The organism is Nocardioides panacihumi (assembly GCF_039530925.1).
GTDB classification, from domain to species: domain Bacteria; phylum Actinomycetota; class Actinomycetes; order Propionibacteriales; family Nocardioidaceae; genus Nocardioides; species Nocardioides panacihumi.
Window position 1 is genome coordinate 2,731 of record NZ_BAAAPB010000003.1, and the last position, 20,782, is coordinate 23,512.

The window sequence follows — 20,782 nt, forward strand, 5'->3', positions numbered from 1 at the left end:
GTTCAGGCCTTGCCGAGGATGCGGTTGAGGTTGGTGCCGCACACGGGGCAGACGGCCTTGGCCATCTTGGTGCCCTTGTCGTTCACCTTGACCTCGCCGGTGGCCTCGCGCTTCTCCTTGCACTTCACGCAGTAGAACTCGCCGCTCCAGGACTCCGCCATGACGGCCTCCTTCTATATCTCACGTTGGTCGTCGCGACGGGGGTTGTCAGGGAAGCCCGCCGGGATCCCGCGGCGGCACGCCGCGGAAACGCCTCGACCCTACGGCACGCGGCTCCCCGAAACCGCACTGGAGCGCGCTCGGCGCGCTCGGCGTGTCGCGGCTCAGGTCTCCCGCTCGGCCGGGCGGGGCGGACATGAGGAGACCCCCGGTGCCTGAATCGTCCTTCGCCTTCCCCTTGCGAAGGGCGTCCGGCGGCGCCGGGGGTCTCGTCTGGCGAGAAACCTAGGAGTGCTGCGGCGGTCGGTCAACGCGCGGGATCCGCACCCTGTGGAGGGGTCTGTGGAGAGCCTGCGGATAACCGGGGTCGAGGTCGTGGAGAACCTCGGGACATCGTGTGGAACGCGTCGCCGCTGCTGACCGGATCGCCGCTGTGACCAGCGAGAATGCATCTCCACCAGGTGTGGAGGAAAAATAGTCCGGGTGAACTCCGGCGTGTCGACCCCTCAGGGCCCCGTGGCGACGCTTCGGCGCATCGCGTTCCTGCTCGAGCGCGGACGGGAGGACTCCTACAAGGTAAGGGCGTTCCGCACCGCCGCCGCCAGCCTCCTCCCGCTCGGCGACGACGAGATCGCCGCACGGGCAGCGGCCGGCACGCTCACCGAGCTGGCCGGCGTCGGCGCGAGCACGGCGAAGGTCGTCGCGCAGGTCGTGGCCGGAGAGGTGCCCGAACGACTGGCGCGCCTGGAGGAGGAGTACGGCGGTCCGCTCGTGCGCGGCGGGGAGGCGCTGCGCGCGGCGCTCCGCGGAGACCTGCACTCGCACTCCGACTGGTCCGACGGCGGGTCGCCGATCGAGGAGATGGCGTTCACCGCGATCGAGCTCGGCCACGACTACCTCGTGCTCACCGACCACTCTCCGCGACTCACCGTGGCACACGGTCTCAGCGCGGATCGGCTCCAGCGGCAGCTGGCGGTGGTCGACGCGGTCAACGAGCACCTCGGGTCTAACGGCTTCCGCCTGCTGAAGGGGATCGAGGTCGACATCCTCGACGACGGCTCCCTCGACCAGACGGACCAGATGCTCGGCAGTCTCGACCTGCGTGTCGCCAGCGTGCACTCCAAGCTCAAGATGGACGCCGCCGACATGACGAGACGGATGGTCGCCGCGATCGAGAACCCGTTCACCAACGTCCTCGGCCACTGCACCGGTCGCCTCATCACCGGCAACCGCGGCACGCGACCCGGCAGCCGTTTCGACGCGCGCGCGGTCTTCGAGGCGGCGGCCGAGCACGGCGTCGCGATCGAGATCAACAGCCGCCCGGAGCGGCGCGACCCACCGACGAAGCTCCTCGAGCAGGCGCGCGACATCGGCTGCCTGTTCTCCATCGACTCCGACGCGCACGCTCCGGGTCAGCTCGACTTCCAGGTGTACGGATGCGAGCGCGCCGAGGCGGCCGGCATCGACGCGGATCGGATCGTCAACACCTGGCCCCGAGAGCGACTCTTGGAGTGGGCTCGGCGCTAGTGTCCGAGCATGGAGCGGGACAACGTCGAGGTACGGCGCAGCAAGCGTCGCCGGCGTACGGTCTCCGCCTATCGCGAGGGTGACCGCATCATCGTGCTCATCCCGGCCTCGCTCTCCAAGAAGGAGGAGGCCGAATGGGTGGAGTCGATGGTCGCGCGGCTCGAGAAGCAGGAGCGTCGCCTCAAGCCGAGCGACGACGACCTGCTCAAGCGCGCGCTCTCGCTCAGCGACCGCTACTTCGGCGGCATCGCGATCCCCGAGTCGGTCCGCTGGGTCGACAACCAGAGCGCCCGGTGGGGCTCCTGCACGCCGGGGGACCGGACGATCCGGCTGAGCGCCCGGCTGCAGGGGATGCCCTCGTGGGTGATCGACTACGTGCTGGTGCACGAGCTGGCGCACCTCTTCGAGCCGTCCCACAACGCGCGCTTCTGGGGCTGGGTCGACCGGTTCCCGCAGTCGGAGCGGGCCAAGGGCTACCTGCTCGGCTGGTCAGCCGCCGCCAAGCTCGAGCCGCCGCCGGGCGTGGGCGACGAGCTCGACTAGGTCCTCCTGCGGATCGGGAAGAGCGTCGGCCGGCCACCACCGCACGTCCAGCGACTCCTCCGACACGGCGTGCACGGCGTCCGCTGCCGCGATCGCCAGGAACCGCACGTCGAGATGATGGACGGCGGCGCCCGACGGGTCGACCGCGCCGCAGAACGGCACCTCGTGGTCGCTGAGCTGCACCGGCGCCGGGTCGAGCGCCAGCAGCAGTCCCGACTCCTCGCGCACCTCTCGTGAGGCCGCGTCGAGGACCGAGCGGTCGCCGGGTTCGAGGTGGCCGCCGAACTGGAACCAGCGCTGCGCCTTGGCGTGGAGCGTGAGCAGCACCGACGAGGCGTCGGCTGACAGCACCAGCGTCGACGCGGTGATGTGGTGCGGGCGGTCCTCGCGGAACACCCCGGAAGGGTGGGCGGTCAGATAGTCGACGTACTGCTGGCGCAACGACTCCTGGGCCGGGTTCGGAGCGTCCCAGGAGCCGAGCAGTGCCAGCGCGTCGCCACGCAGATCCGCGGGCGGCAGACTCACTCGGTGTCGCTCGTGGGGCCGGCGTCGCCCGCGTCGTCCGCGGGGCCGCCCAGCAGCTTGCGCAGCTCGGCGTCGAACTCGTCCTCGGAGAGCGCGTCGGGTGTGTCGGCGCCCTCGCGGAAGCCGAGCGGGTCGTCGAGGTCGGCGGCGGTCGGCAGCAGGGCGGGCGACATCCACACGCCGTCGCGCGCCTCAGCGCCCTGCCGCGCGCGCAGCGAGCCCCACAGCGTGGCGGCCTCGCGCAGCCGGCGGGGGCGCAGCTCCAGGCCCACGAGCGTCGCGAAGGTCTCCTCCGCCGGGCCGCCGGCGGCACGGCGGCGACGGAACGCCTCCTGCAGCTTCGCGGCGGCCGGCATCCGCTCGTTGGCGGCCTCGGTGACGATCTCGTCGACCCAGCCCTCGACCAGCGCGAGCACGATCTCGAGCCGCTCGAGCGCCGCCTTCTGCGCGGGGGAGTCGGGCAGCTCGAACAGCGAGCCGTTCTCGAACAGCTGCTGCAGCGACTGCGGGTCGGAGGGGTTGACGCCGCGCATCTGCTCCTCGACCTGCTGCTGGATGGTGCCGAGGTTCACCTCGACGCCGCGCGCGTAGTCGGTGACGGCGCCGATGACGTGGTCGCGCAGCCACGGCACGCCGGCGAAGAGCCGCTGGTGCGCCGCCTCGCGCAGTGCGAGGTAGAGCAGCACGTCGTCCTCGGACACGTCGGCCAGGCCCTCGGCGAACGACGCGATGTTGGTCGGCAGCAGGGCGGCGCGCCCAGGAGCGGCGAGCGGCACGCCGATGTCGGACACCGAGAGCACCTCGCCGGCGAGGCCCCCGAGACCGGAGCCGGTCTGGTTGGCGAGCAGCGCGCCGACGGCCTTGCCCAGGAAGCCCATCATCGGGCCGGCCATCGCCTGCATCTCCTCGGGCAGCTGGCCGCTCATCGCGTTGACCGACGATGCGGCCACCGGCTCGACGAGCACCTTCCAGACGTCGATGGTGTTCACCAGCCACTCGGCGCGGCTCCAGGCCTGCGAGGTCGTGATGCCCGAGGGGAACGACGTGGTGCCGTCGATCCAGTGGTCGGCCAGCCGGAGCGCGTCGGCCACGGCCGCCTTCTGCCGGTCGGTGGGGGTCGGGTCGGGGGTCTGCGCGGCGGTCTTGCGGGCCAGGTCGAGGGCCACGTCCCAGTTGAGCGGCCCGTCGTACGGCTGCATCAGCGACTGCATCTGCGCAAAGAGGGAGGAGAGGTCGGGCACGCCGGCACCGCCGGTGAAGAACGCCTCGAAGGGGGTGCCCTTGAACGGGTTGTCGCCGGGGTCACCAGGGGTCTCAGCCATGCGTCCAACGGTACGCGTCCACACCACCACGGCCTAAGGTGATCCGTGTGAGCTCCTCACCCGCCGGCCGGGCCGTCCGGCTCGCCGAGATCCGCGACACCCCGCTCGACGTCGACGAGGTCGTGAAGGTCCTCGACGACGATGCATCCGGGGGTCTGACCCTCTTCGTCGGGCGCGTCCGCGACCACGACCACGGCAAGGGCGTGACCGGCCTGACCTACGACGCCCACCCCAGCGCGCTCGACCGGCTGGTGGAGGTCTGCGAGCGCGTGGCGGAGCAGTTCCAGGTCAACGGCGTCGCGGCGGTCCACCGCACCGGCGACCTCGCGATCGGCGACATCGCCGTCGTCGTGGCGACCACGTCGGGCCACCGGGGAGACGCGTTCGCCGCGAGCAGGGCGCTGATCGACACGCTCAAGGACGAGGTGCCGATCTGGAAGCACCAGCGCTTCACCGACGGCACCGACGAGTGGGTCGGCGCGCCATAGCTCCCCGAGCGCTGCGCTGAAATAGCCTGGGGGCGTGGAGATCCTGCTCTGGCTCGTGCCACCCGCCGTCGTGACCGTGCTCGCGATGCTGTGGGTCGGCTGGTGGGGGCGCGACGGCAGGGGCGAGGTCGACCGCGAGACCGCCGTACGCCGGATGGGCGAGGCACTCGGCCGCGAGCCGCGGGTCCGGGTCGTCGTACGCCCTCAGCCACGTGAGCGGTCGACGGGCGTCGCCGTCCGCGCGCCGCGCGACAAGCGCGCCTCCTGAGTCTCTCAGCGACCTCTTGGCCGACCATGGGAGGGTTGTCGCCGTGAAGGGGTCCTCATCGATGAGCCAGCGGACGCTGGCGGGCCTCGTCGCCGTGCCGCTGGTCCTCGCGCTGCTGGCCGTCGCCTGGCTCAGCCCGCTTCCCTACGTCGTCTACCGCCCCGGCCTCACGCTCGACGTGCTCGGCAAGGCCGGCGGCAAGCCGATCATCCAGATCGAGGGCCACCAGTCCTACGACGACAACGGTCAGCTGCGGATGACGACCGTGTCGGTGACACGGCCGGACACCGACGTGCACCTGCCGGAGCTGCTCGCCGCCTGGGTCAGCAAGAAGGACGCGGTCTATCCCTGGGACGCGGTCTACCAGAAGGGCACGACCGACACCCAGAGCAAGCAGGAGGGCGCTGTCCAGATGACCACGTCGCAGGACACCGCGACTGCGGTCGCGCTCGACGAGCTGGGTCAGCCCGTGCCGGAGGTCGTGAAGATCGCCGAGGTGAGCAAGGGGGCTCCGGCCGACGGGAAGCTGCAGGTCGGCGACATCGTGGTCAGTGTGGACGGTCTGGCGGTCACGACCAAGAACACCGACGACGCCATCGCGCGGATCCAGAAGACGCCCGCAGGCAAGTCCGTCGACCTCGTCGTGAAGCGGGACGGCCAGGAGCGTCACGTCAGCGTGACGCCCGTCGAGCAGGGCGGGAGCCAGAAGATCGGGGTCAGCCTGGGCGTCGACTACGTCTTCCCGTTCGACGTCAAGGTCAACATCGACCCCGACATCGGCGGTCCCAGCGCGGGACTGATGTTCTCGCTCGGCATCTACGACACCCTGACGCCGGGCTCGCTCACCGGAGGCCAGAAGATCGCCGGGACCGGCGAGATCGAGCCGGACGGCTCCGTCGGGCCGATCGGCGGCATCCAGCAGAAGATCGCCGCCTCCGACCGTGACGGTGCCAAGCTCTTCCTCGTCCCGAAGGACAACTGCAGCGAGGCCGTCGGCGCAGCGAAGGGCGACGTCCGGCTGGTGAAGGTGACGACGATGCACGATGCGCTGACATCGGTGGAGTCCTGGGTGAAGGATCACGACGCGAAGCTGCCCAGCTGCGGAGGAGCGGCATGAACCTCGACATCAGTGACACCGACCCGGCTCTCGCCGCGGCGGTGCTCGAGCTGGAGACGCACGCCAGCGAGCAGGGCTGGGACCGGCCCGCCACGCTGTACGCCCTCGTCGACACCGGGGCGCTCGCGGCGCAGGAGCCGGAGCTTGCGGCGCTGATGGGCCTCGACGACGCCTCGGCCGCCGGCAGCATGACCCCGGTCGAGCAGGAGCAGATCACGCGTCCGCTCGAGGAGGTGCTGCCCTCCATCACGTGGCCGGGCGAGGTGGTCGGCTGCGCGGCGGTCGTGGAGCGGCTGGTGCTCCCTCCGGGCATCGACGACGACATCCCCGAGGAGCCGTCGGCGGCGGAGGAGTTCGCGCGCAACCACCCCGACCGGCAGGAGGTACGCATGGTCGTCGGCGTCACGCGCGCCGGGGCGTCGTACTGCGCCCTCAGGCTGCGGGCCCACGACGAGCCCGAGTCGGTGGTCGCGGGCGACGACCTCGTGCCGCAGCTGGTCGAACTGCTGCGTGGCACGCTGGAGGACGACCCGGAGGTGGAGCCGCAGTGAGCGAGCTGTTCGACGACGACCCCCGCCACGCGCCGACCCGGACCAGCTCCGGCCGCACGCGGGCGCTGATCATCACTGCCGTCGCGCTCGCGGTGCTGTTCTTCCTGCTGACGACGTTCGCGTCCCTCTGGACCGACCGCCTGTGGTTCGACCAGCTCGGCTACGGCAGCGTGTTCAGCCGGCTCTTCTGGGTCAGGACCGGGCTGTTCTTCGGCTTCGGGCTGGTGATGGGCGGCACGGTGGCCGGCACGATCGTGCTCGCGTACCGCCATCGCCCGCTCTTCCACGGACCGACGGGCGACAACGGCCTGGAGCGCTACCGCGACGCCGTCACCCCGATCCGCACCTGGCTGCTGGTCGGGGTCTCGGTCATCGCCGGCGTCTTCGCGGGCGCGTCCGGCGCCGGCAAGTGGCGCACCTACCTGCTGTGGCGCAACGGCGGCGACTTCGGCACGAAGGACCCGTACTTCGGCAAGGACATCGGCTTCTACGTCTTCGACCTGCCGTGGTGGCACCTCGTCGTCAACTTCGTCATGGCCGCCTCCGTCATCGCTCTCCTGCTCTCCCTCCTCGTCCACTACCTGTACGGCGGGATCCGCCTCCAGGCACGCAACGACCGGGTCTCCGGGCCGGCGCAGGTGCAGCTCTCGGCCCTGATCGCCGTCTTCGTGCTGGCCAAGGCGATCGACTACTGGCTCGACAGATACGACCTCGTCCACAGCGCCGGCGCGAAGATGACCGGCATCTCCTTCACCGACGACCACGCCGTGCTCCCGGCGAAGGCGATCCTGGCCGGCATCGCCGTCATCTGCACCGTGCTGTTCCTGGTCAACATCTGGCGACGCACCTGGCTGCTGCCCGGCGTCGGCGCCGCGCTGCTCGTGATCTCCGCGATCCTGCTCGGCCTGATCTGGCCCGCGATCGTGCAGGGGTTCCAGGTGCGACCGTCGCCGGACAAGGAGACGCCCTACCTGGCGAAGAACATCGCCGCCACGCGGCAGGCCTACGCCATCGACGACGCGTCGGTGACCGTCCAGAACTACAACGCCCAGCCGAACACGGCCGCGGCTGCCACCCCGCTGGCCAGCGACCTGGACAAGCAGGTGGCGTCGGCCCCGATCGTCGACCCGCAGCTGGTGCACGACCTGTTCCAGAACAGCCAGCAGGTGCGCGGCTACTACGGCGTCGCCCAGCCGCTCGACGTCGACCGCTACACGATCGCCGGCAAGAACCGGGCGCTGGTGCTCGGGGTCCGCGAGCTCGACGAGAGCGGCATCGACCCGAAGGACCGGACCTGGACCAACCTGCACACCACCTACACGCACGGGTACGGCGTCATCGCTGCCTACGCCAACCAGCGGGACAAGAGCGACAGCACCGAGAGCCCCGACATCCAGTGGGCGCAGGGCTATCAGGCGAACCAGAACGACGTCGTCGACGCCAACGGCGGCAAGGTGGAGGAGCGCGTCTACTTCGGCGAGAAGTCCACGTCGTACGCCGTCGTCGGTCGCAGCTCGGGCGCTTCCCCCGTCGAGCTCGACCTCGGCGACGGCCAGAGCAGTGAGACCCACACGACGTACGACGGCACTGGCGGCGTGGCGGTCGGCTCGACGTTCCGCAGGCTCCTGTACGGCATCAAGTTCGGCTCCTCGAGCTTCCTGCTCTCCGGCCGGATGAACGAGAACTCGAAGGTCCTCTACGACCGCACCCCGCGCGAGCGGGTCGAGAAGGTCGCACCGTGGCTGACCCTCGACGACGACGCCTACCCGGTCGTCGTCGACGGCCGGATCCAGTGGGTGCTGGACGGCTACACGACGACCGATCGCTACCCGGGCGCCGAGAAGGACTCCTTCAAGGACATGACCGACGACGTGCTGCAGCAGGACACGGGCCTGCGCACGCTGCCGACGGACCAGATCAACTACATGCGCAACGCGGTGAAGGCCACCGTGGATGCCTACGACGGCTCCGTCCACCTCTACGCGTGGGACGAGTCCGACCCGATCCTCAAGGCATGGTCGAAGGTGTTCCCGGGCACGGTGCTGCCGCGCTCGGCGATCCCGGCCGACCTGGCACCGCACCTGCGTTACCCCGAGGACCTCTTCAAGGTGCAGCGCTACCAGCTGGCCAAGTACCACGTCACCGACGCACGTGCCTTCCAGCAGGGGTCGGACTGGTGGCAGGTGCCGACGGACCCCGAGACGTCGGCACACCTGATGGCGCCGTACCGGATGTACATGGACGCACCCGGCTCCGACAAGGAGGTCTGGTCGCTCTCGACGACCTTCACGCCGACGAAGCGCACCAACCTCTCGGCGGTGATGACGGTGAACTCCGACGCGACGTCGAAGGACTACGGGAAGATCCAGGTGCTGGAGCGGCCCGACCAGGTCACGCAGGGTCCGCAGCAGGTCGTGCAGGACCTCAAGAACGACGCGTCGATCTCTGAGGCGCTGCAGCCCTACCGGACCGGCTCGCTGCTGTCGTACGGCAACCTCCTCACGATCCCCACGAGCACGCACGGGCTGATCTACCTGATGCCGGTCTATGCCCAGCAGGCGACGTCGTCGCCGTACCCGGTGCTCGCCTACGTGCTCGTGAAGTACGGCAGCCACATGGGCTTCGGCAAGACGGTGCAGGATGCGATCACGTCGGCGCTGAAGTCCACGAGCACGCCGTCGCCGACCCCGACGCCGACCCCGACGTCGCCCCCGTCGAACACGCCGAGCCCGTCCGCGGGCAACGCGGAGGCGCGGGCCAAGGCCCTGCTCGACGATGCGCAGACGCTCTTCACGCAGGCGGAGGCCGCCGGCAAGGCGGGGGACTTCGCCAAGCGTGAGGAGCTGCTGAAGCAGGCCCAGGCCAAGATCGCGCAGGCGGTCGAGCTGCTCGGCTGATCGCCGCTCCTATTCGCGCAATCGATGGTTGCGCATTCCTCTCGTGACGCGTAGCGTCACATGCAACCAATCGTTGCAGGAGGAAGCATGGAGCTGGGAACCATCGAGCGTGAGCTCTACGTGGACGCGTCACCGGAGATCGTCTTCCGCGTCGTGAGCGACCCCGACCACGTCCAGGAGTGGTGGCCCGACGAGGCGCGCTACGAGACGGTGGTCGGGTCGACGGGGGAGATCCTGTTCGCGAGCCCGGACGGCGGTCAGGTCGAGGCGCTCACGGTCGTCGACGTCGACCCTCCGACGCGCTTCTCGTTCCGCTGGACGCATCCGGCCGGCGAGGACGCCGTCGAGGGCAACTCGCTGCTCGTCACCTTCGAGCTGGTCGCGCAGGGCGAGGGCACGCTGGTGCGCTTCCGCGAGACCGGGTTCCGCGAGCGCGGCTGGGAGGCCGCCGTGCTCGAGGCGCAGTATCAGGACCACGTCCAGGGCTGGGACCACTTCCTGCCACGGCTCGTCTCGTACGCCGCCGAGCAGGCCCGTCGGTCCGGGGCGGCGCGGTCATGAGCGCCCCGGTGGACGACGAGCTGTGGTCGGCCATCGGCGACCCGACCCGGCGCCAGATGCTCGACCTGCTGCTCGCCACCGGCACCGGGACCGCGACGTCGCTCAGCGAGCACCTGCCGGTCAGTCGGCAGGCGGTCGCCAAGCACCTGACCGTGCTCGACCGGGCCGGGCTGGTGCACGGGGAAACGTCGGGCCGGGAGCGGCACTACCGGATCGACGACGAGCAGTTCGCTCGTGCGCTGGCCCAGCTCAACGCGGTCAGCACCGCCTGGGACGGCCGACTGCGGCGGATCAAGCGCCTCGCCGAGGCGCTCCAGGCGGCCTCGGACCGATCAGACACATCAGACACAGACACGAAGGAGAAGTGAGATGGTGGACATCCTGCACAGGGTCGCGGTCGCGAGGACCTCGCCCGAGAAGGTGTACGACGCGCTGACGACCACCGACGGCCTGGCCGGGTGGTGGACGACCGACACGACCGGAGATGCGGCCGAGGGCGGCGTCATCGCGTTCCGCTTCCCGCCGGGAGGCTTCGATATGAAGGTGTTGGAGACGACTCCGTCGGAGCACGTCAGGTGGGAGGTCGTCGACGGTCCCGACGAGTGGGTGGGCACGACGATCGACTGGCGGCTGCGCACGGACGACGACTGGACGGTCGTCATGTTCGAGCACCAGGGCTGGGCCGAGCCGGTCGAGTTCATGCATCACTGCAGCACCAAGTGGGCGACGTACCTGATGAGCCTCAAGTCGCTTCTGGAGACCGGCGTGGGGGCGCCCGCGCCGAGGGACGTGCACGTCGCGTTCCCTGACTGAGCCGATCGGCGCGCTCACCCGGTTGCGGTGAGGTCGTACGCCCTGCGGGTCGCCACGATCGACGTGGGGCCCGCAGGAGGTGCGCGCATGACGGTTCGCAACGCAGGTGGCGGACTCGCCTGCGTCCTGCTCGTCGGACTCGCGGCCGGCTGTGGCGGCGACTCGTCCGGCCGGCCGTCGGTGTCGCCCACCTTCTCTCCGACGGCATCGCCGACCCGGACCCTGCCGAGCCCGACCCGGACCTTGCCGAGTCCGACCCGCACGGGCCGGCCGAGCGAGCAACCCAGCGAGCAGCCGAGCGACCAGCCCAGCGAGCAGCCCAGCGACCAGCCCAGCGACCAGCCGAGCGAGCCGGCGGTAGGGCCGTCGAGCGCTCCCACGGCGAGCGCATCGGGCGCCCCTTCGAGCACACCCTCGAGCACACCCTCGAGCGGCACGAGCCGTCCGCCGGTGGCGCCGACGCCGACGGTGACCAGGACCGTCACGACGAGCCCCAGCGAGGGCACCTCCGCCCCTGCCTCGACTCCTGTGTCGACGCCGCCGTCGTCCGCCGGGTCGCAGCCCGGGTCCCAGGCCGATGCGACCGACGACGGTGTGCCGGCCGGGTTCTGGTGGCTCCTCGCCGGCGCGCTCGCGCTCGCAGCGCTGGTGTGGTTCCTGCTCGCCCGGGCGCTGAGACGCCGAACGGCGCAGGCGCAGGCCGAGGAGCAGACCGAGCAGATCGAGCAGCCCGAGGCCGAGCCCCCGGCGAACGATGAGGAGAGCACATGAGCACGTCGTCCCGAGCCGGCGGGGTGCTGGCCGCCACCTGCATCTCCACGCTCGTCGTCAACGCGAACACGTCGGCGGTCAGCATCCTGCTCCCGGCGATCAGCGAGGACACCGGCACGTCCGTGGAAACGCTGCAGTGGGCGGTGACCGGCTACTCCCTGGTGGGTGCCGCGGTCATCATCACCTCGGGGGCGTTGGGGGACGTCTTCGGCCGCAAGCGGATCTTCCAGCTCGGCCTGCTGCTCTTCGTGGGCTCCTGCGTGCTGATCGCCCTCGCTTCCAGCGGCGGCATGGTCATCGCCGGGCGGCTGATCCAGGGCGCTGCGGGATCGACCATCCTGGCGTGCGGGCTGAGCCTCCTCACGGTCGCGAACACCGGGCAGGCGCAGGTGAGGGCGGTGTCGCTGTGGGGTGCCGCGGCGGCCGTCGGGGCGGCCGCCGGTCCGCTCCTGGGTGGCTTCCTGGTCGGCACCACGGGGTGGCAGGGCCTGTTCTGGGTCGACGCCATCGTCGCGGCCGCATGCATGGTCCTCACCTACTTCACCGTGGCCGAGTCCCGTGACCCCGGCAGGTCGCGTTCGATCGACTACGCCGGGGCCGGGCTCATCGCGCTCACGCTCGCACCGTTCATCCTCGCCGTGAGCAAGGGCTCCGACTGGGGCTGGACGTCACTGGCCACGATCGGCATGCTGCTGGTCTCGATCGCCGCCGGCTACGGGTTCGTGCTCACGGAGCGCCGGAGCGCCGTACCGCTGCTCGACCTCCAGCTCCTGCGCAACCGCGTCCTCGTGGGCTCCACGGTCGCGATCCTGATCGGAGCCGGCACCATCAACGCGCTGATGTACGTCCTCAGCCTCTACTTCCAGGATGCCAACGGTCTGGGTTTCACTGCGCTCGAGGCGGGCGTCGCGACCCTGCCGGCGACGGTCGGCCTCGTCGTCGCCGCACCCCTCGTGCCGCGCTGGGCGGCACGACTGGGCGGACGTCAGGTCGTCGGTCTGGGCTTCCTGATCAGCGCTGCGGGGTTCGCCGTCATCGGCTTCGCCCACGCGTCGTGGACCTACGGCGCGTTCGTGCTCCCGCTGATCGCGATCGCGGTGGGCATGGGGATGTCCAACGGCCCAGCCTCGGCAGCGGCCACCGCCTCCGTGCCGGCCAACCAGGTCGGCGAGGCGTCCGGCGTCTCGAACATGGCGCGCTACGTCGGCGCCGCTGTGGCCACGGCCGTCGCGGCGACCGTGTACGGCCAGGTGACCGCCGACCGGATCAGCGGCGGACATGCCGACTCGGACGCGCTCGCATCCGGCCTTGCCGCGACGTCCTGGGTGATGGCCGTCATCAGCGCGGCGGGCGTGCTGATGGCGGTGGTGATGGGGCGGCGCGCCAGGGCGGCTCGCGGGACGCTCTCCGACGCGGCGGCCGCTGCCGCCTCCGGTTTCCACACGCTGCCCACGACGGCCGCGACCGCCGGGGACGGCACGCCAGAACCTCACGGGGGGCGTTGACGCGTACACCCGCGGGGGCATCAGATCGGGAGTAGCGAACGGGAGGTTGCGATGTACGGAATCACCACACACGTCTCGGCTCCGAGCGACACCTATCACGCGGTCCACCGCGCCGTGATGAGCGTCGCCGAGGAGCAGGGTGCCGGCGAGGGCCTGGTCGTGCACCTCGCCTACGCGACCGAGGAGGGCTTCGACATCGTCGAGGTGTGGGAGTCGCGTGAGCACGCCGACGCCTTCAACGCCGACGTCATGCCGACGGCGATGGAGCGGGCGGGGCTGCCGGGCGACGGACCGGAGCCGCGGGTCGAGGAGTTCGAGCCGATCGGGGTGCTGGTCCCCGCGGTCCCCGCGGTCCCCACGGTCCCATCGGTCCCCGAGGCGCCGGTCGTGGCCGACGAGCCCATCGCCGGGAGCTGACCACGGCGCACTTCTGCAGGTCAGGAAAGGGGTGGGATGACGACGCCGGAGCCGACGCCGCCGGGAGACGAGCTGCCCGACCAGACGATCAACCGCAACTGGACCGAGCTCGTGCAGGAGCTTCGAGCGATCCAGGTCGGGGTCCAGGTCCTCATCGGCTTCCTCCTCGCCCTGCCGTACACCGACCGGTTCGACAGGCTCGACCACGTCGAGAAGGCGGCGTACCTGGTCGTGCTGACCATCGCCGTGGCCGCCACCGGCGCGGTCCTGGCCCCGATCGCGTACCACCGCATCCTGTTCCGACGCGGACTGCGTCCCTGGTTGGTGGAGAAGGCGAACCGGATCGCGCGCGCCGGACTCGTCCTCGCCGCGCTGTCGATGTGCGGCGTCGTGTTCCTGTCCTTCGACCTCGCGGCCGGGACCGCGGCGGGCGTCGTGGCCTCGCTGCTGGCCTTCTTCGGCTACGCCCTGCTCTGGCTCGTCGTGCCGATGCGCGCCCGTCCGCCCACCGGATCTCGCTGAGTGCTCGAGGGCTATGGACCGTGGGGACGGGTGGATCTAACGTCGAGACGACCGAAAGGAGACCACCTCTCCGGGAGGCGGCCCCAGAACAGGAGGCCACTGTGTTCATTCAGATCGTTCAAGGAAGATGCACTCGCCAGGATGAGATGCGGGCGCTGGCGGACAGATGGCGCGAGGAGCTCGCCCCTGGCGCCGACGGCTGGCTCGGCGGCACGTACGGCTTCACCGATGACGGCATGTTCGTCGCCGTGGTCCGGTTCGAGAGCCGGCAGAAGGCGATGACGAACTCGGCACGTCCCGAGCAGGGCGCCTGGGCCGAGCAGATGATGGCGCTCATGGACGGGGAGGTCAGCTATCACGACTGCGAGGACGTGACCCTGCTGATGGGCGGCGGTTCCGACGACGCCGGCTTCGTGCAGGTGATCCGCGGCAAGGTCGACGATCCCGAGCGCCTTCGGGCGATGATGACGTCCGATCCCACATCGCTGCACGAGATGCGGCCGGAGATCATCGGCGCGACCCTCGCCATCGAGCCGGACGGCACCTTCACCGAGACGGTCGCGTTCACCGACGAGGCCAGCGCGCGCAAGGGCGAGGGCATGGAGCCGCCTGTGGAAGTACGTGCCGAGATGGAGTACGCCATGAAGGACGCCACCTTCTACGACCTGCACCACCCGTGGTTCAGCTCGGCGGACTGACGCAGCACCCGCGCCACAGAGAAAGCGAGACAGGGGTGCCCCGTCGGCGTACGGGGCACCCCGTCGTCTGGTCCAGCGGACGTGTCAGCCGGCAGCGGGCCCGTCTCCGTCGTTGTCGCCGTGGCCGCCGCCGGTCTGGGTGCCGGTGACGGTGAAGTCCTTGCCCACCTGCACGATCACGTCGTCACCGGCCTTCGTCGTCACGTGGGCCTCGTAGACCCCGTCTGAGTCGGTCTCGAGGCGGACGATGGTGGCTCCCGGATACTTCGCGAGCGCCGCGGCCTTGACCTTGGCCGCGGTCGTGCCGGTCAGCGGCGTCTCACCGGCGTGACCCTTGCTCGCCGGCGCGCTCGACGGCGCGGTCGAGGGCGCGTTCGAGCTGGTCGTGCCCCCTGAGCCGGTGGCAGCAGTGGCCGATCCGCCGATCGCCATGGCAGCCCCACCGCCGAATCCGGCAAGCAACAGAGCAGCGGCGGCGACGGTCTTCTTGGTCCTGTTCATCACGGAGGTCTCCCTTGACTCGAATGAGCGTCCGCCCGGCCGGGCCGACCACTGGAGACTTCAGCTCGACACCGTGCGCCAGGCGTCGTTCGGCTGTCATCGCTCTGTGAGGAACGACTCTGACGGGCTCATTTCGACGTACCTGGCCTCAGGCTGATGCGACAACGCCCACGCCATGCCGGACTGTCTCGGCGCTCACGTGGGGTCGGAACCTCGTGTGCAAACAGAAGTGGCCCTCACAGTCACTGTGAGGGCCACTTCGTACTTGTAGCGGGGACAGGATTTGAACCTGTGACCTCTGGGTTATGAGCCCAGCGAGCTACCGAGCTGCTCCACCCCGCGTCGGTAAACAGAACATTACATGCGAGGCCTCGGATGCCCAAATCGGGCTCCGGGTGGCGGTTCACGCGGGCTTCATCCGCACGTTCCTACCGTGGCTGCAAGACGTGGGCGCCTGCCCGCGGAGGAGGCCCGGATGTCTGCGATCGTCGCCCACCTGCTGTCGACGCCCGTGTGGCTGACGCTGCTCGTCGTCTTCGCCCTGCCTGCGCTCGAGTCGTCGGCGTTCCTCGGGTTCGTCTTCCCCGGGGAGCTGGCGCTGCTGCTCGGTGGCGTTGCGGCGGGGCAGGGCCACGTGCCGTTGGCGGGGGTCCTGGCCGCGGGCGTGGCGGGCGCGGTCGCCGGCGACGCCGTGGGGTACGTCGTCGGGCGCCGCTGGGGCCGGCGGATCCTCGACTCGACGATGGGCCGGTTCGTCAAGGCCGAGCACCTCGACCGTGCCGAGAACGCGCTCGGTCGCCGTGGAGGCCTCGCGGTGCTGCTCGGCAGGTTCACCGTCGCCCTGCGGGTGCTGATCCCGGGACTGGCGGGCATGGGTCGGATGCCCTTCCGACGGTTCGCGGTCTTCAACGTGCTCGGCGCGGTGGCGTGGGGTGGCCTCGTGGTGGTCGCCGGTGATCTGGCAGGCAGCAACTGGCACACCGTGGAGCACCTGGTCACCGGCATCGGTGGCGCGATGACCGCGCTCGTGGTCGCGGTCCTGGTCGGCGTACGCCTGCGGGTCGCTCAGCGCGCGGTCGCGCGGCTCCGCTCGATCGTGCCTGCGCTGAGGCGCGGGGGCTCATCGTTGCATCGCCGACTGGGTACGACCTCGGCATGAGAGGTCTCATCGGCATCATCGTGCTCGTCTGGCTAGTGATCGGCGTGCTCGCCGCGTTCCAGCGCGGCTACTTCGGCAACGACCGCGATGTGAGCTGCAAGGACTTCGGTGACACGGCGCTCACCATCGTCGCGGGGCCGCTCAACTACATGGGCGCGAACCCGAAGGTCGACTGCTCGAACGTGAAGGTGCCGCAGCCGTCCAAGTAGCCGTAGCGTCGCGGCCATGGCGGACCTGACCGTCTCCGACGTGCGGCACTTCGTGCCGGCGCGGGACTTCGCGCGGTCGCGGGCCTTCTACCTGGCCCTCGGGTGGCGCGAGGTCTGGTCCGACGAGAGCCTGAGCCTGCTGGAGCTCGGTGGCCATCGGCTGATGCTGCAGGACCACTACGACCGCGCGTGGGCGGAGAACTCGATGATCACCGTCGAGGTCGCGAACGCGGCCGACTGGTTCGCCCACGTGGCGGACGTCGTGGCCGCGGGGGAGTACGGCGACGCCCGTGCCGAGCCCCCGGCGGACGAGGGCTGGGCGACGGTGACCCACGTCTGGGACCCGAGCGGCGTGCTGCTGCACGTGGCTCAGCTCTCGACGCCGCCTCCGTCGACCGAGTAGCCCTCGGCGGGGAGGGCTATGCCTCGCGCACGCCGAACGTGAACGCGACGTCCCACGGCAGCAGGTCCAGCCCGGACACCGCGTCGGCCAGGTAGAACGTCGCGCCGTCGATCGCCTCGGCCGACACGGGAGCACTGACGACGGCGCCCGGCGCCCCCGGCTGGATGTGCGGCTGCCACAGCTCGCTGCCGCGGGGGACGGGGGAGACCTCGACGGTGGACAGCTGCCGGCCGTCGTCGTCGACGTGGAGGGCGAAGAACGCGTACGGCTCGAGCGGTGCGTCCCAGCCGCCGACCTCGATGACGAGGTACTCGAACGTCGCCGCGACGTGCCGGACCGCCTGGTTGATCACCCGGGCGAAGTCCTCGCGGGCCTCCGGTCGCGCCGGTCCGGCCGGCGCGAGCTGGACGGAGGTCGTGACGCCGTCGGGCGAGCTCGTCTGCAGGAAGAGCGTCGCGCTCTCCTCGTGCAGGAGTGCCGTCTCGCGGAACCGGCCCTCCGCGCGCGGCGCCCGCGCGAGGACCCCGGTGCCCTGCACGGCGGCGAGCGCGGCGTCGTCCGGCACCGACCACAGCCGGGTCCCGGACTCGGTCCAGGTGCGGACCAGCCCGCCGACGCACGGGCTGAGCTGGGCGGCGACGAGATCGTCGGCGTCGGGGAGGGGCATGTCGGCCATGGGGAGAACGCTATGTCACGGCTCACTACGGCGACGGACGCCGTCATGAAACCGCGCGTCCGGCGTCTCTTCCATATGGACAGCCGATCTTCGCAGCCCGGCGATGCGATCAGACTCATCCGCGAGCTGCTGGTGCAGGACGCGATGCACGATCTCGACCGGCCGCACGTCGTGCTGATCAGCGACTCCTCCTGGGAGACGGTGACGGTCATCGGTCCGTTCCCGGACGCCATGGCCGCGACCGTCGCCGCCGACGCCCAGCGGGCCGAGGACATCCGAGAGCTCGGCCCGTCCACCAGCCGCAGCTACCTCGTGTCGCTGCTCTTCCCGCCGACCAGGGAGGTCGATCGGCAGGCCCTGCGCGAGGACGCTCGGTGAACGACGTCGCGGGCCGACGAGGGGGCCGCCGTACGACGGCGCCCTCGCCGACCCGCTGACGCGGGACCTCAGTGGCGGAAGCGGACCACCTTGCCGCCCGGTGTGCCACCCGGCTGCGCACCGACGAGCACGTCGGTCGTGGCGTAGAGGTGCCCGAGCGACCGGTCGAGAGCGGCCGGCATGTTCACCTTGGAGAAGGTGCTGACCTTGCCGGAGCGGGTGACCTTCGAGATCTCGTTGCCGAACAGCTGCGCCACGAAGATCGTGCGGTTGTTCTTGACGGCCAGTCCGACCGCACCGAACAGGCCGCCCGCGACCATCTGGATGTGCTTGCCACGGATCCTGTACAGCGCGCCGAGCGGCATCATCTCGCCGAGACCGCCACCTTCGGTGGTCACGTAGAGCGATCCGTCAGGGGCCTGCTGGACGTCCGTCGGCACCGGCTCGCCGTAGTAGGTGAGCCCGACGGCGCACGCCGGGATCCCCGCGCCCTGTGCGAGCTGGGCCGTGATCTTCACCGGCACGGCCGGGAGCACCGCGACCGTGTGGATCTTCCCCCGTGGTGAGACGGAGATGACTGCGTTCATGCCCGCGTCGGCGACGTAGGTGCGCTGACGGGTCTGCCAGGTGGCGTACGGGTGGGAGTCCTTCGCGCCCTGGTAGACGGCCGGGCCGGCCTTGTCGACGGGCCACTGGCTGGCGCAGGAGGGGCTGATCCCGCGGGCGCCGTAGGTGACCTTGCCGTCGGGGTTCTTGCGGTTCTCGTAGCCCCGCACGTGGGCGAGCGTGCGCGCCGTGCCGTTGTGGCGGAGGACCTTGATCCAGGAGTCGGCAGGGTTGCCCTGGGCGTCGCTGGAGGTCTCGGTGAAGATCACCCGTCCGTCGCGGACCGAGACGCCGCCGACCTCGTTGCCGCCCTTCGACTGGTACAGCACCTTCGGCGACCTTCCCGGTCGCACCTTGGCGAGCACTCCCGCGAAGTTCTGGGTGACGTACGCCGTGCCGTTGCCGTCGACCGCAAGGCTCAGCGGACTGAGCAACCCGCTGGCGAGGGTGCGCTGAGGTGTGGCCGCGTCCGCGTGCGGCACCCCGGCCATGCCGGCCGTCAGGGTCAGCGCCGCAGCGCCCGCGATCGTCTGGAGTCTCCTCATCAAACTGCCTCCTTGCAGTCGTAAGTAAAGGACCAGGAGACCCTCCCGGGGCGTCGGTCGTTCGTCAGCGGCGCGCGCGAGGAATTCGTCAGGATCGGGTATGCCGAACGGCGGCCCTCCCTCCGACGGGGTAACTCACCCGTCGGTTCATGTCACGGGGCACCGTCCCACGCCACGCTCCGGGGCATCGGCCGCATCGAGCAGGAGGTGCCGGGATGAGGCGTACGAGGTCGGCGGAGGAGATCGCCGGGAGTGTCCAGGCGGTCGACACCCGCACCGGACGTTTGGTCAGCGTGTTCCTGGACGGGACCCGCCTGCAGGTGGTGGCGCCGGACCGCACCAGTGCGCGTGGCGTCTTCGTCACCGAGTTCGAGCTCGACGAGGTCGTGCTCGCCGGGCCGGTGGCACGACGCGTCGCGGGCCGTCGCGGCGGCTGGGTCATCACCCGGTCGGTCGGCATCGACGACGGCGAGTGGGGCGCCAGCGCCCCCGCGTGGTCGTGGCTGCTCGTGCCGGACGAGGAGAAGGAGTCGCGCCGGTCCGGGGAGCGCTTCCTCGGCGTTCTCCGCAGCGCCCTCCCGAAGGAGCGCTGGGCGAGGCGCGTCAAGCTGGGCAAGGCGGCGAGACGGCATGCGGACCTGGCCGCGGCCGAGCTGCTCGAGCTGGCCCGGCGACGGGACGCTGCCTTCGCCGCGAGCTGCACCGAGGTGGCGGAGGAACGGGACCGGCGGGCCGCGGGCTTCGCCGACCACGCCGAGCGGATGCTGCTGGACGCACTGCACTGGCGCGGCGTCGACGGCGTGACTACGGTCACATCATGATGCGCCGCCTCCGGACCGTGTCGTCCGCCCTCCTCGTCCTGTCCGCGCTGCTCGTCGGGGGCGCCCACGCCTCGGCCGCGCCGCCGTCCCACGTCGTGTACGACGCGCTCGGCGACTCCTACGCCTCCGGCTACGGCGTGCCTCCGTACGGGGCCTGCGGCCGCTCGCAGTCCGCGTACGCCGTCCAGCTCGACGGCCGCCAGCGGATCGCGCTCGACGACTTCGTCGCCTGCGCCGGCGCCACCACGACCTCGATGGTGAGCGGCGGGCAGCTCACTGCCCTCGACGCCGACACCGACCTGGTCACGCTCACGGTCGGCGGCAACGACATCGGCTGGTCGCAGGCCGTCACCGCTTGTCTCGGCGGCACGGACGCCCAGTGCGCGGGCACGGTCGCATTGGTCCGGAGCCGGATCACGACCGCACTGCCGGGCCTGCTGGACGCGGTCTACGCCCAGGTCGCGGCCGCCGCCCCCAACGCGCACGTCGTGGTGACCGGCTACCCGCGCCTCTTCTCACCCGAGTACGGCGCCTACCTCGGTGCCTCGACGGCCGAGCAGGCAGCGCTGAACGACGGCGCCGACCTGCTCAACAGCACCATCTCGGCTGCTGCGACGCGGCACGGCTTCCAGTTCGTCGACGTCACGAAGCGGTTCGTCGGCCACGGGGTCAACTCGCCGTACGCCTGGGTCCTGGGCCCGTTCGACCCCGGCGCCTTCCATCCGACCGTCGACGGCTACGAGGCCTACACGGCCGCGGTGAACTCGGCACTGGGCCCGGTCAAGCTCGGCTAGCGCGAC

At 70.7% G+C, this 20,782-nt stretch carries 28 protein-coding genes and 1 tRNA gene; 21 read left to right on the forward strand and 8 right to left on the reverse strand.

Annotation, left to right across the window (positions count from 1 at the left end; all coding sequences use genetic code 11):
- Window positions 1–2: 2 nt before the first annotated feature.
- Window positions 3–161, reverse strand: a complete 159-nt coding sequence (locus tag ABD205_RS14560; RefSeq protein WP_091119258.1) for a DUF5679 domain-containing protein — start codon at window positions 159–161, stop codon at window positions 3–5.
- Between the two features lie 481 nt (window positions 162–642).
- Here ABD205_RS14560 and ABD205_RS14565 point away from each other — a divergent pair, with 481 nt between their 5' ends.
- Together ABD205_RS14565 and ABD205_RS14570 are read left to right on the forward strand one after the other, a co-directional pair.
- Window positions 643–1,686 carry a PHP domain-containing protein gene (locus ABD205_RS14565; RefSeq protein ID WP_344045916.1) on the forward strand — a complete coding sequence of 348 codons (1,044 nt, stop codon included), beginning with the start codon at window positions 643–645 and terminating at the stop codon, window positions 1,684–1,686.
- Between the two features lie 9 nt (window positions 1,687–1,695).
- Window positions 1,696–2,229: a M48 metallopeptidase family protein gene (locus ABD205_RS14570; protein ID WP_344045917.1), complete on the forward strand. Its 534-nt coding sequence runs from the start codon at window positions 1,696–1,698 to the stop codon at window positions 2,227–2,229.
- Here ABD205_RS14570 and ABD205_RS14575 read toward each other — a convergent pair.
- Complete coding sequence (locus ABD205_RS14575; protein WP_344045919.1) at window positions 2,176–2,754, reverse strand: NUDIX hydrolase; 579 nt, start codon at window positions 2,752–2,754, stop codon at window positions 2,176–2,178. The two genes, ABD205_RS14570 and ABD205_RS14575, sit on opposite strands and share 54 nt — an antisense overlap.
- A complete protein-coding gene (locus ABD205_RS14580; protein WP_344045921.1) occupies window positions 2,751–4,076 on the reverse strand; it encodes a zinc-dependent metalloprotease in 1,326 nt (441 codons plus the stop codon). Before ABD205_RS14580 ends, ABD205_RS14575 begins: the two co-directional genes overlap by 4 nt.
- 47 nt (window positions 4,077–4,123) lie before the next feature.
- Here ABD205_RS14580 and ABD205_RS14585 point away from each other — a divergent pair, with 47 nt between their 5' ends.
- The 8 genes from ABD205_RS14585 (at window position 4,124) to ABD205_RS14620 (ending at window position 10,771) form a co-directional block, all read left to right on the forward strand.
- A complete protein-coding gene (locus ABD205_RS14585) occupies window positions 4,124–4,564 on the forward strand; it encodes a molybdenum cofactor biosynthesis protein MoaE (RefSeq protein ID WP_344045923.1) in 441 nt (146 codons plus the stop codon).
- Window positions 4,565–4,598: 34 nt separating this feature from the next.
- Entirely contained in the window at window positions 4,599–4,832 is a 234-nt protein-coding gene (locus ABD205_RS14590) for a hypothetical protein (protein WP_344045925.1), read from the forward strand.
- A gap of 61 nt (window positions 4,833–4,893) precedes the next feature.
- Window positions 4,894–5,949 (forward strand): YlbL family protein, encoded by a 1,056-nt coding sequence (locus ABD205_RS14595; protein WP_344045927.1) that lies wholly within the window; start codon window positions 4,894–4,896, stop codon window positions 5,947–5,949.
- The gene (locus ABD205_RS14600) at window positions 5,946–6,500 is read left to right on the forward strand and encodes a PPA1309 family protein (RefSeq protein ID WP_344045929.1); all 555 of its coding nucleotides are present in this window, start codon (window positions 5,946–5,948) and stop codon (window positions 6,498–6,500) included. The genes ABD205_RS14595 and ABD205_RS14600 overlap by 4 nt, the downstream gene beginning before the upstream one ends.
- Window positions 6,497–9,397 carry a UPF0182 family membrane protein gene (locus tag ABD205_RS14605; RefSeq protein WP_344045931.1) on the forward strand — a complete coding sequence of 967 codons (2,901 nt, stop codon included), beginning with the start codon at window positions 6,497–6,499 and terminating at the stop codon, window positions 9,395–9,397. Before ABD205_RS14600 ends, ABD205_RS14605 begins: the two co-directional genes overlap by 4 nt.
- 87 nt (window positions 9,398–9,484) lie before the next feature.
- A complete protein-coding gene (locus tag ABD205_RS14610; protein WP_344045933.1) occupies window positions 9,485–9,958 on the forward strand; it encodes an SRPBCC family protein in 474 nt (157 codons plus the stop codon).
- Window positions 9,955–10,326, forward strand: a complete 372-nt coding sequence (locus ABD205_RS14615; protein ID WP_344045935.1) for an ArsR/SmtB family transcription factor — start codon at window positions 9,955–9,957, stop codon at window positions 10,324–10,326. Before ABD205_RS14610 ends, ABD205_RS14615 begins: the two co-directional genes overlap by 4 nt.
- 1 nt (window position 10,327) lies before the next feature.
- Window positions 10,328–10,771, forward strand: coding sequence for an SRPBCC family protein (locus tag ABD205_RS14620; protein WP_344045937.1), 444 nt, complete (start codon window positions 10,328–10,330; stop codon window positions 10,769–10,771).
- Window positions 10,772–10,785: 14 nt separating this feature from the next.
- Here ABD205_RS14620 and ABD205_RS14625 read toward each other — a convergent pair whose 3' ends face one another.
- Window positions 10,786–11,277 (reverse strand): hypothetical protein, encoded by a 492-nt coding sequence (locus ABD205_RS14625; protein WP_344045939.1) that lies wholly within the window; start codon window positions 11,275–11,277, stop codon window positions 10,786–10,788.
- A 22-nt stretch (window positions 11,278–11,299) separates the two neighbouring features.
- Between ABD205_RS14625 and ABD205_RS14630 the strand changes: the two genes are divergently transcribed.
- The 5 genes from ABD205_RS14630 to ABD205_RS14650 all read left to right on the forward strand — a co-directional run bounded on the left by ABD205_RS14630 (window position 11,300) and on the right by ABD205_RS14650 (window position 14,684).
- A complete protein-coding gene (locus ABD205_RS14630) occupies window positions 11,300–11,542 on the forward strand; it encodes a hypothetical protein (protein ID WP_344045941.1) in 243 nt (80 codons plus the stop codon).
- Entirely contained in the window at window positions 11,539–13,047 is a 1,509-nt protein-coding gene (locus ABD205_RS14635) for an MFS transporter (protein ID WP_344045943.1), read from the forward strand. The genes ABD205_RS14630 and ABD205_RS14635 overlap by 4 nt, the downstream gene beginning before the upstream one ends.
- Before the next feature lie 51 nt (window positions 13,048–13,098).
- Window positions 13,099–13,464, forward strand: a complete 366-nt coding sequence (locus tag ABD205_RS14640; protein WP_344045945.1) for a hypothetical protein — start codon at window positions 13,099–13,101, stop codon at window positions 13,462–13,464.
- A 36-nt stretch (window positions 13,465–13,500) separates the two neighbouring features.
- On the forward strand, window positions 13,501–13,986 hold the full coding sequence (locus ABD205_RS14645) for a DUF6328 family protein (protein WP_344045947.1): 486 nt from the start codon (window positions 13,501–13,503) through the stop codon (window positions 13,984–13,986).
- A 146-nt stretch (window positions 13,987–14,132) separates the two neighbouring features.
- Window positions 14,133–14,684, forward strand: coding sequence for a hypothetical protein (locus ABD205_RS14650; RefSeq protein ID WP_344045949.1), 552 nt, complete (start codon window positions 14,133–14,135; stop codon window positions 14,682–14,684).
- Window positions 14,685–14,768: 84 nt separating this feature from the next.
- On the opposite strand, the gene ABD205_RS14655 is transcribed toward ABD205_RS14650, so the two are convergent.
- Together ABD205_RS14655 and ABD205_RS14660 are read right to left on the reverse strand one after the other, a co-directional pair.
- Window positions 14,769–15,188 (reverse strand): hypothetical protein, encoded by a 420-nt coding sequence (locus ABD205_RS14655; protein ID WP_344045951.1) that lies wholly within the window; start codon window positions 15,186–15,188, stop codon window positions 14,769–14,771.
- A 265-nt stretch (window positions 15,189–15,453) separates the two neighbouring features.
- A tRNA-Met gene (locus ABD205_RS14660) sits at window positions 15,454–15,527 on the reverse strand.
- Window positions 15,528–15,660: 133 nt separating this feature from the next.
- Between ABD205_RS14660 and ABD205_RS14665 the strand changes: the two genes are divergently transcribed.
- Genes ABD205_RS14665 through ABD205_RS14675 form a run of 3 tightly spaced genes read left to right on the forward strand, consistent with a single transcriptional unit; the run spans window position 15,661 to window position 16,956 of the window.
- Window positions 15,661–16,344: a DedA family protein gene (locus ABD205_RS14665; protein WP_344045953.1), complete on the forward strand. Its 684-nt coding sequence runs from the start codon at window positions 15,661–15,663 to the stop codon at window positions 16,342–16,344.
- Entirely contained in the window at window positions 16,341–16,553 is a 213-nt protein-coding gene (locus ABD205_RS14670; protein WP_344045955.1) for a hypothetical protein, read from the forward strand. The genes ABD205_RS14665 and ABD205_RS14670 overlap by 4 nt, the downstream gene beginning before the upstream one ends.
- A 16-nt stretch (window positions 16,554–16,569) precedes the next feature.
- Entirely contained in the window at window positions 16,570–16,956 is a 387-nt protein-coding gene (locus tag ABD205_RS14675; protein WP_344045957.1) for a VOC family protein, read from the forward strand.
- 16 nt (window positions 16,957–16,972) lie between these two features.
- Here ABD205_RS14675 and ABD205_RS14680 read toward each other — a convergent pair whose 3' ends face one another.
- On the reverse strand, window positions 16,973–17,632 hold the full coding sequence (locus ABD205_RS14680; RefSeq protein WP_344045959.1) for a hypothetical protein: 660 nt from the start codon (window positions 17,630–17,632) through the stop codon (window positions 16,973–16,975).
- Window positions 17,633–17,707: 75 nt separating this feature from the next.
- On the opposite strand from ABD205_RS14680, the gene ABD205_RS14685 reads away from it, so the two are divergent.
- Window positions 17,708–18,010 (forward strand): hypothetical protein, encoded by a 303-nt coding sequence (locus tag ABD205_RS14685; protein ID WP_344045961.1) that lies wholly within the window; start codon window positions 17,708–17,710, stop codon window positions 18,008–18,010.
- A 68-nt stretch (window positions 18,011–18,078) separates the two neighbouring features.
- Here the strand turns inward: ABD205_RS14685 and ABD205_RS14690 are convergent, their stop codons facing one another.
- Window positions 18,079–19,161 carry a ScyD/ScyE family protein gene (locus ABD205_RS14690; RefSeq protein ID WP_344045963.1) on the reverse strand — a complete coding sequence of 361 codons (1,083 nt, stop codon included), beginning with the start codon at window positions 19,159–19,161 and terminating at the stop codon, window positions 18,079–18,081.
- A gap of 215 nt (window positions 19,162–19,376) precedes the next feature.
- Here ABD205_RS14690 and ABD205_RS14695 point away from each other — a divergent pair, with 215 nt between their 5' ends.
- Window positions 19,377–19,982, forward strand: a complete 606-nt coding sequence (locus ABD205_RS14695; RefSeq protein WP_344045965.1) for a hypothetical protein — start codon at window positions 19,377–19,379, stop codon at window positions 19,980–19,982.
- On the forward strand, window positions 19,979–20,776 hold the full coding sequence (locus ABD205_RS14700; RefSeq protein WP_344045966.1) for an SGNH/GDSL hydrolase family protein: 798 nt from the start codon (window positions 19,979–19,981) through the stop codon (window positions 20,774–20,776). Before ABD205_RS14695 ends, ABD205_RS14700 begins: the two co-directional genes overlap by 4 nt.
- Window positions 20,777–20,782: the final 6 nt, after the last annotated feature.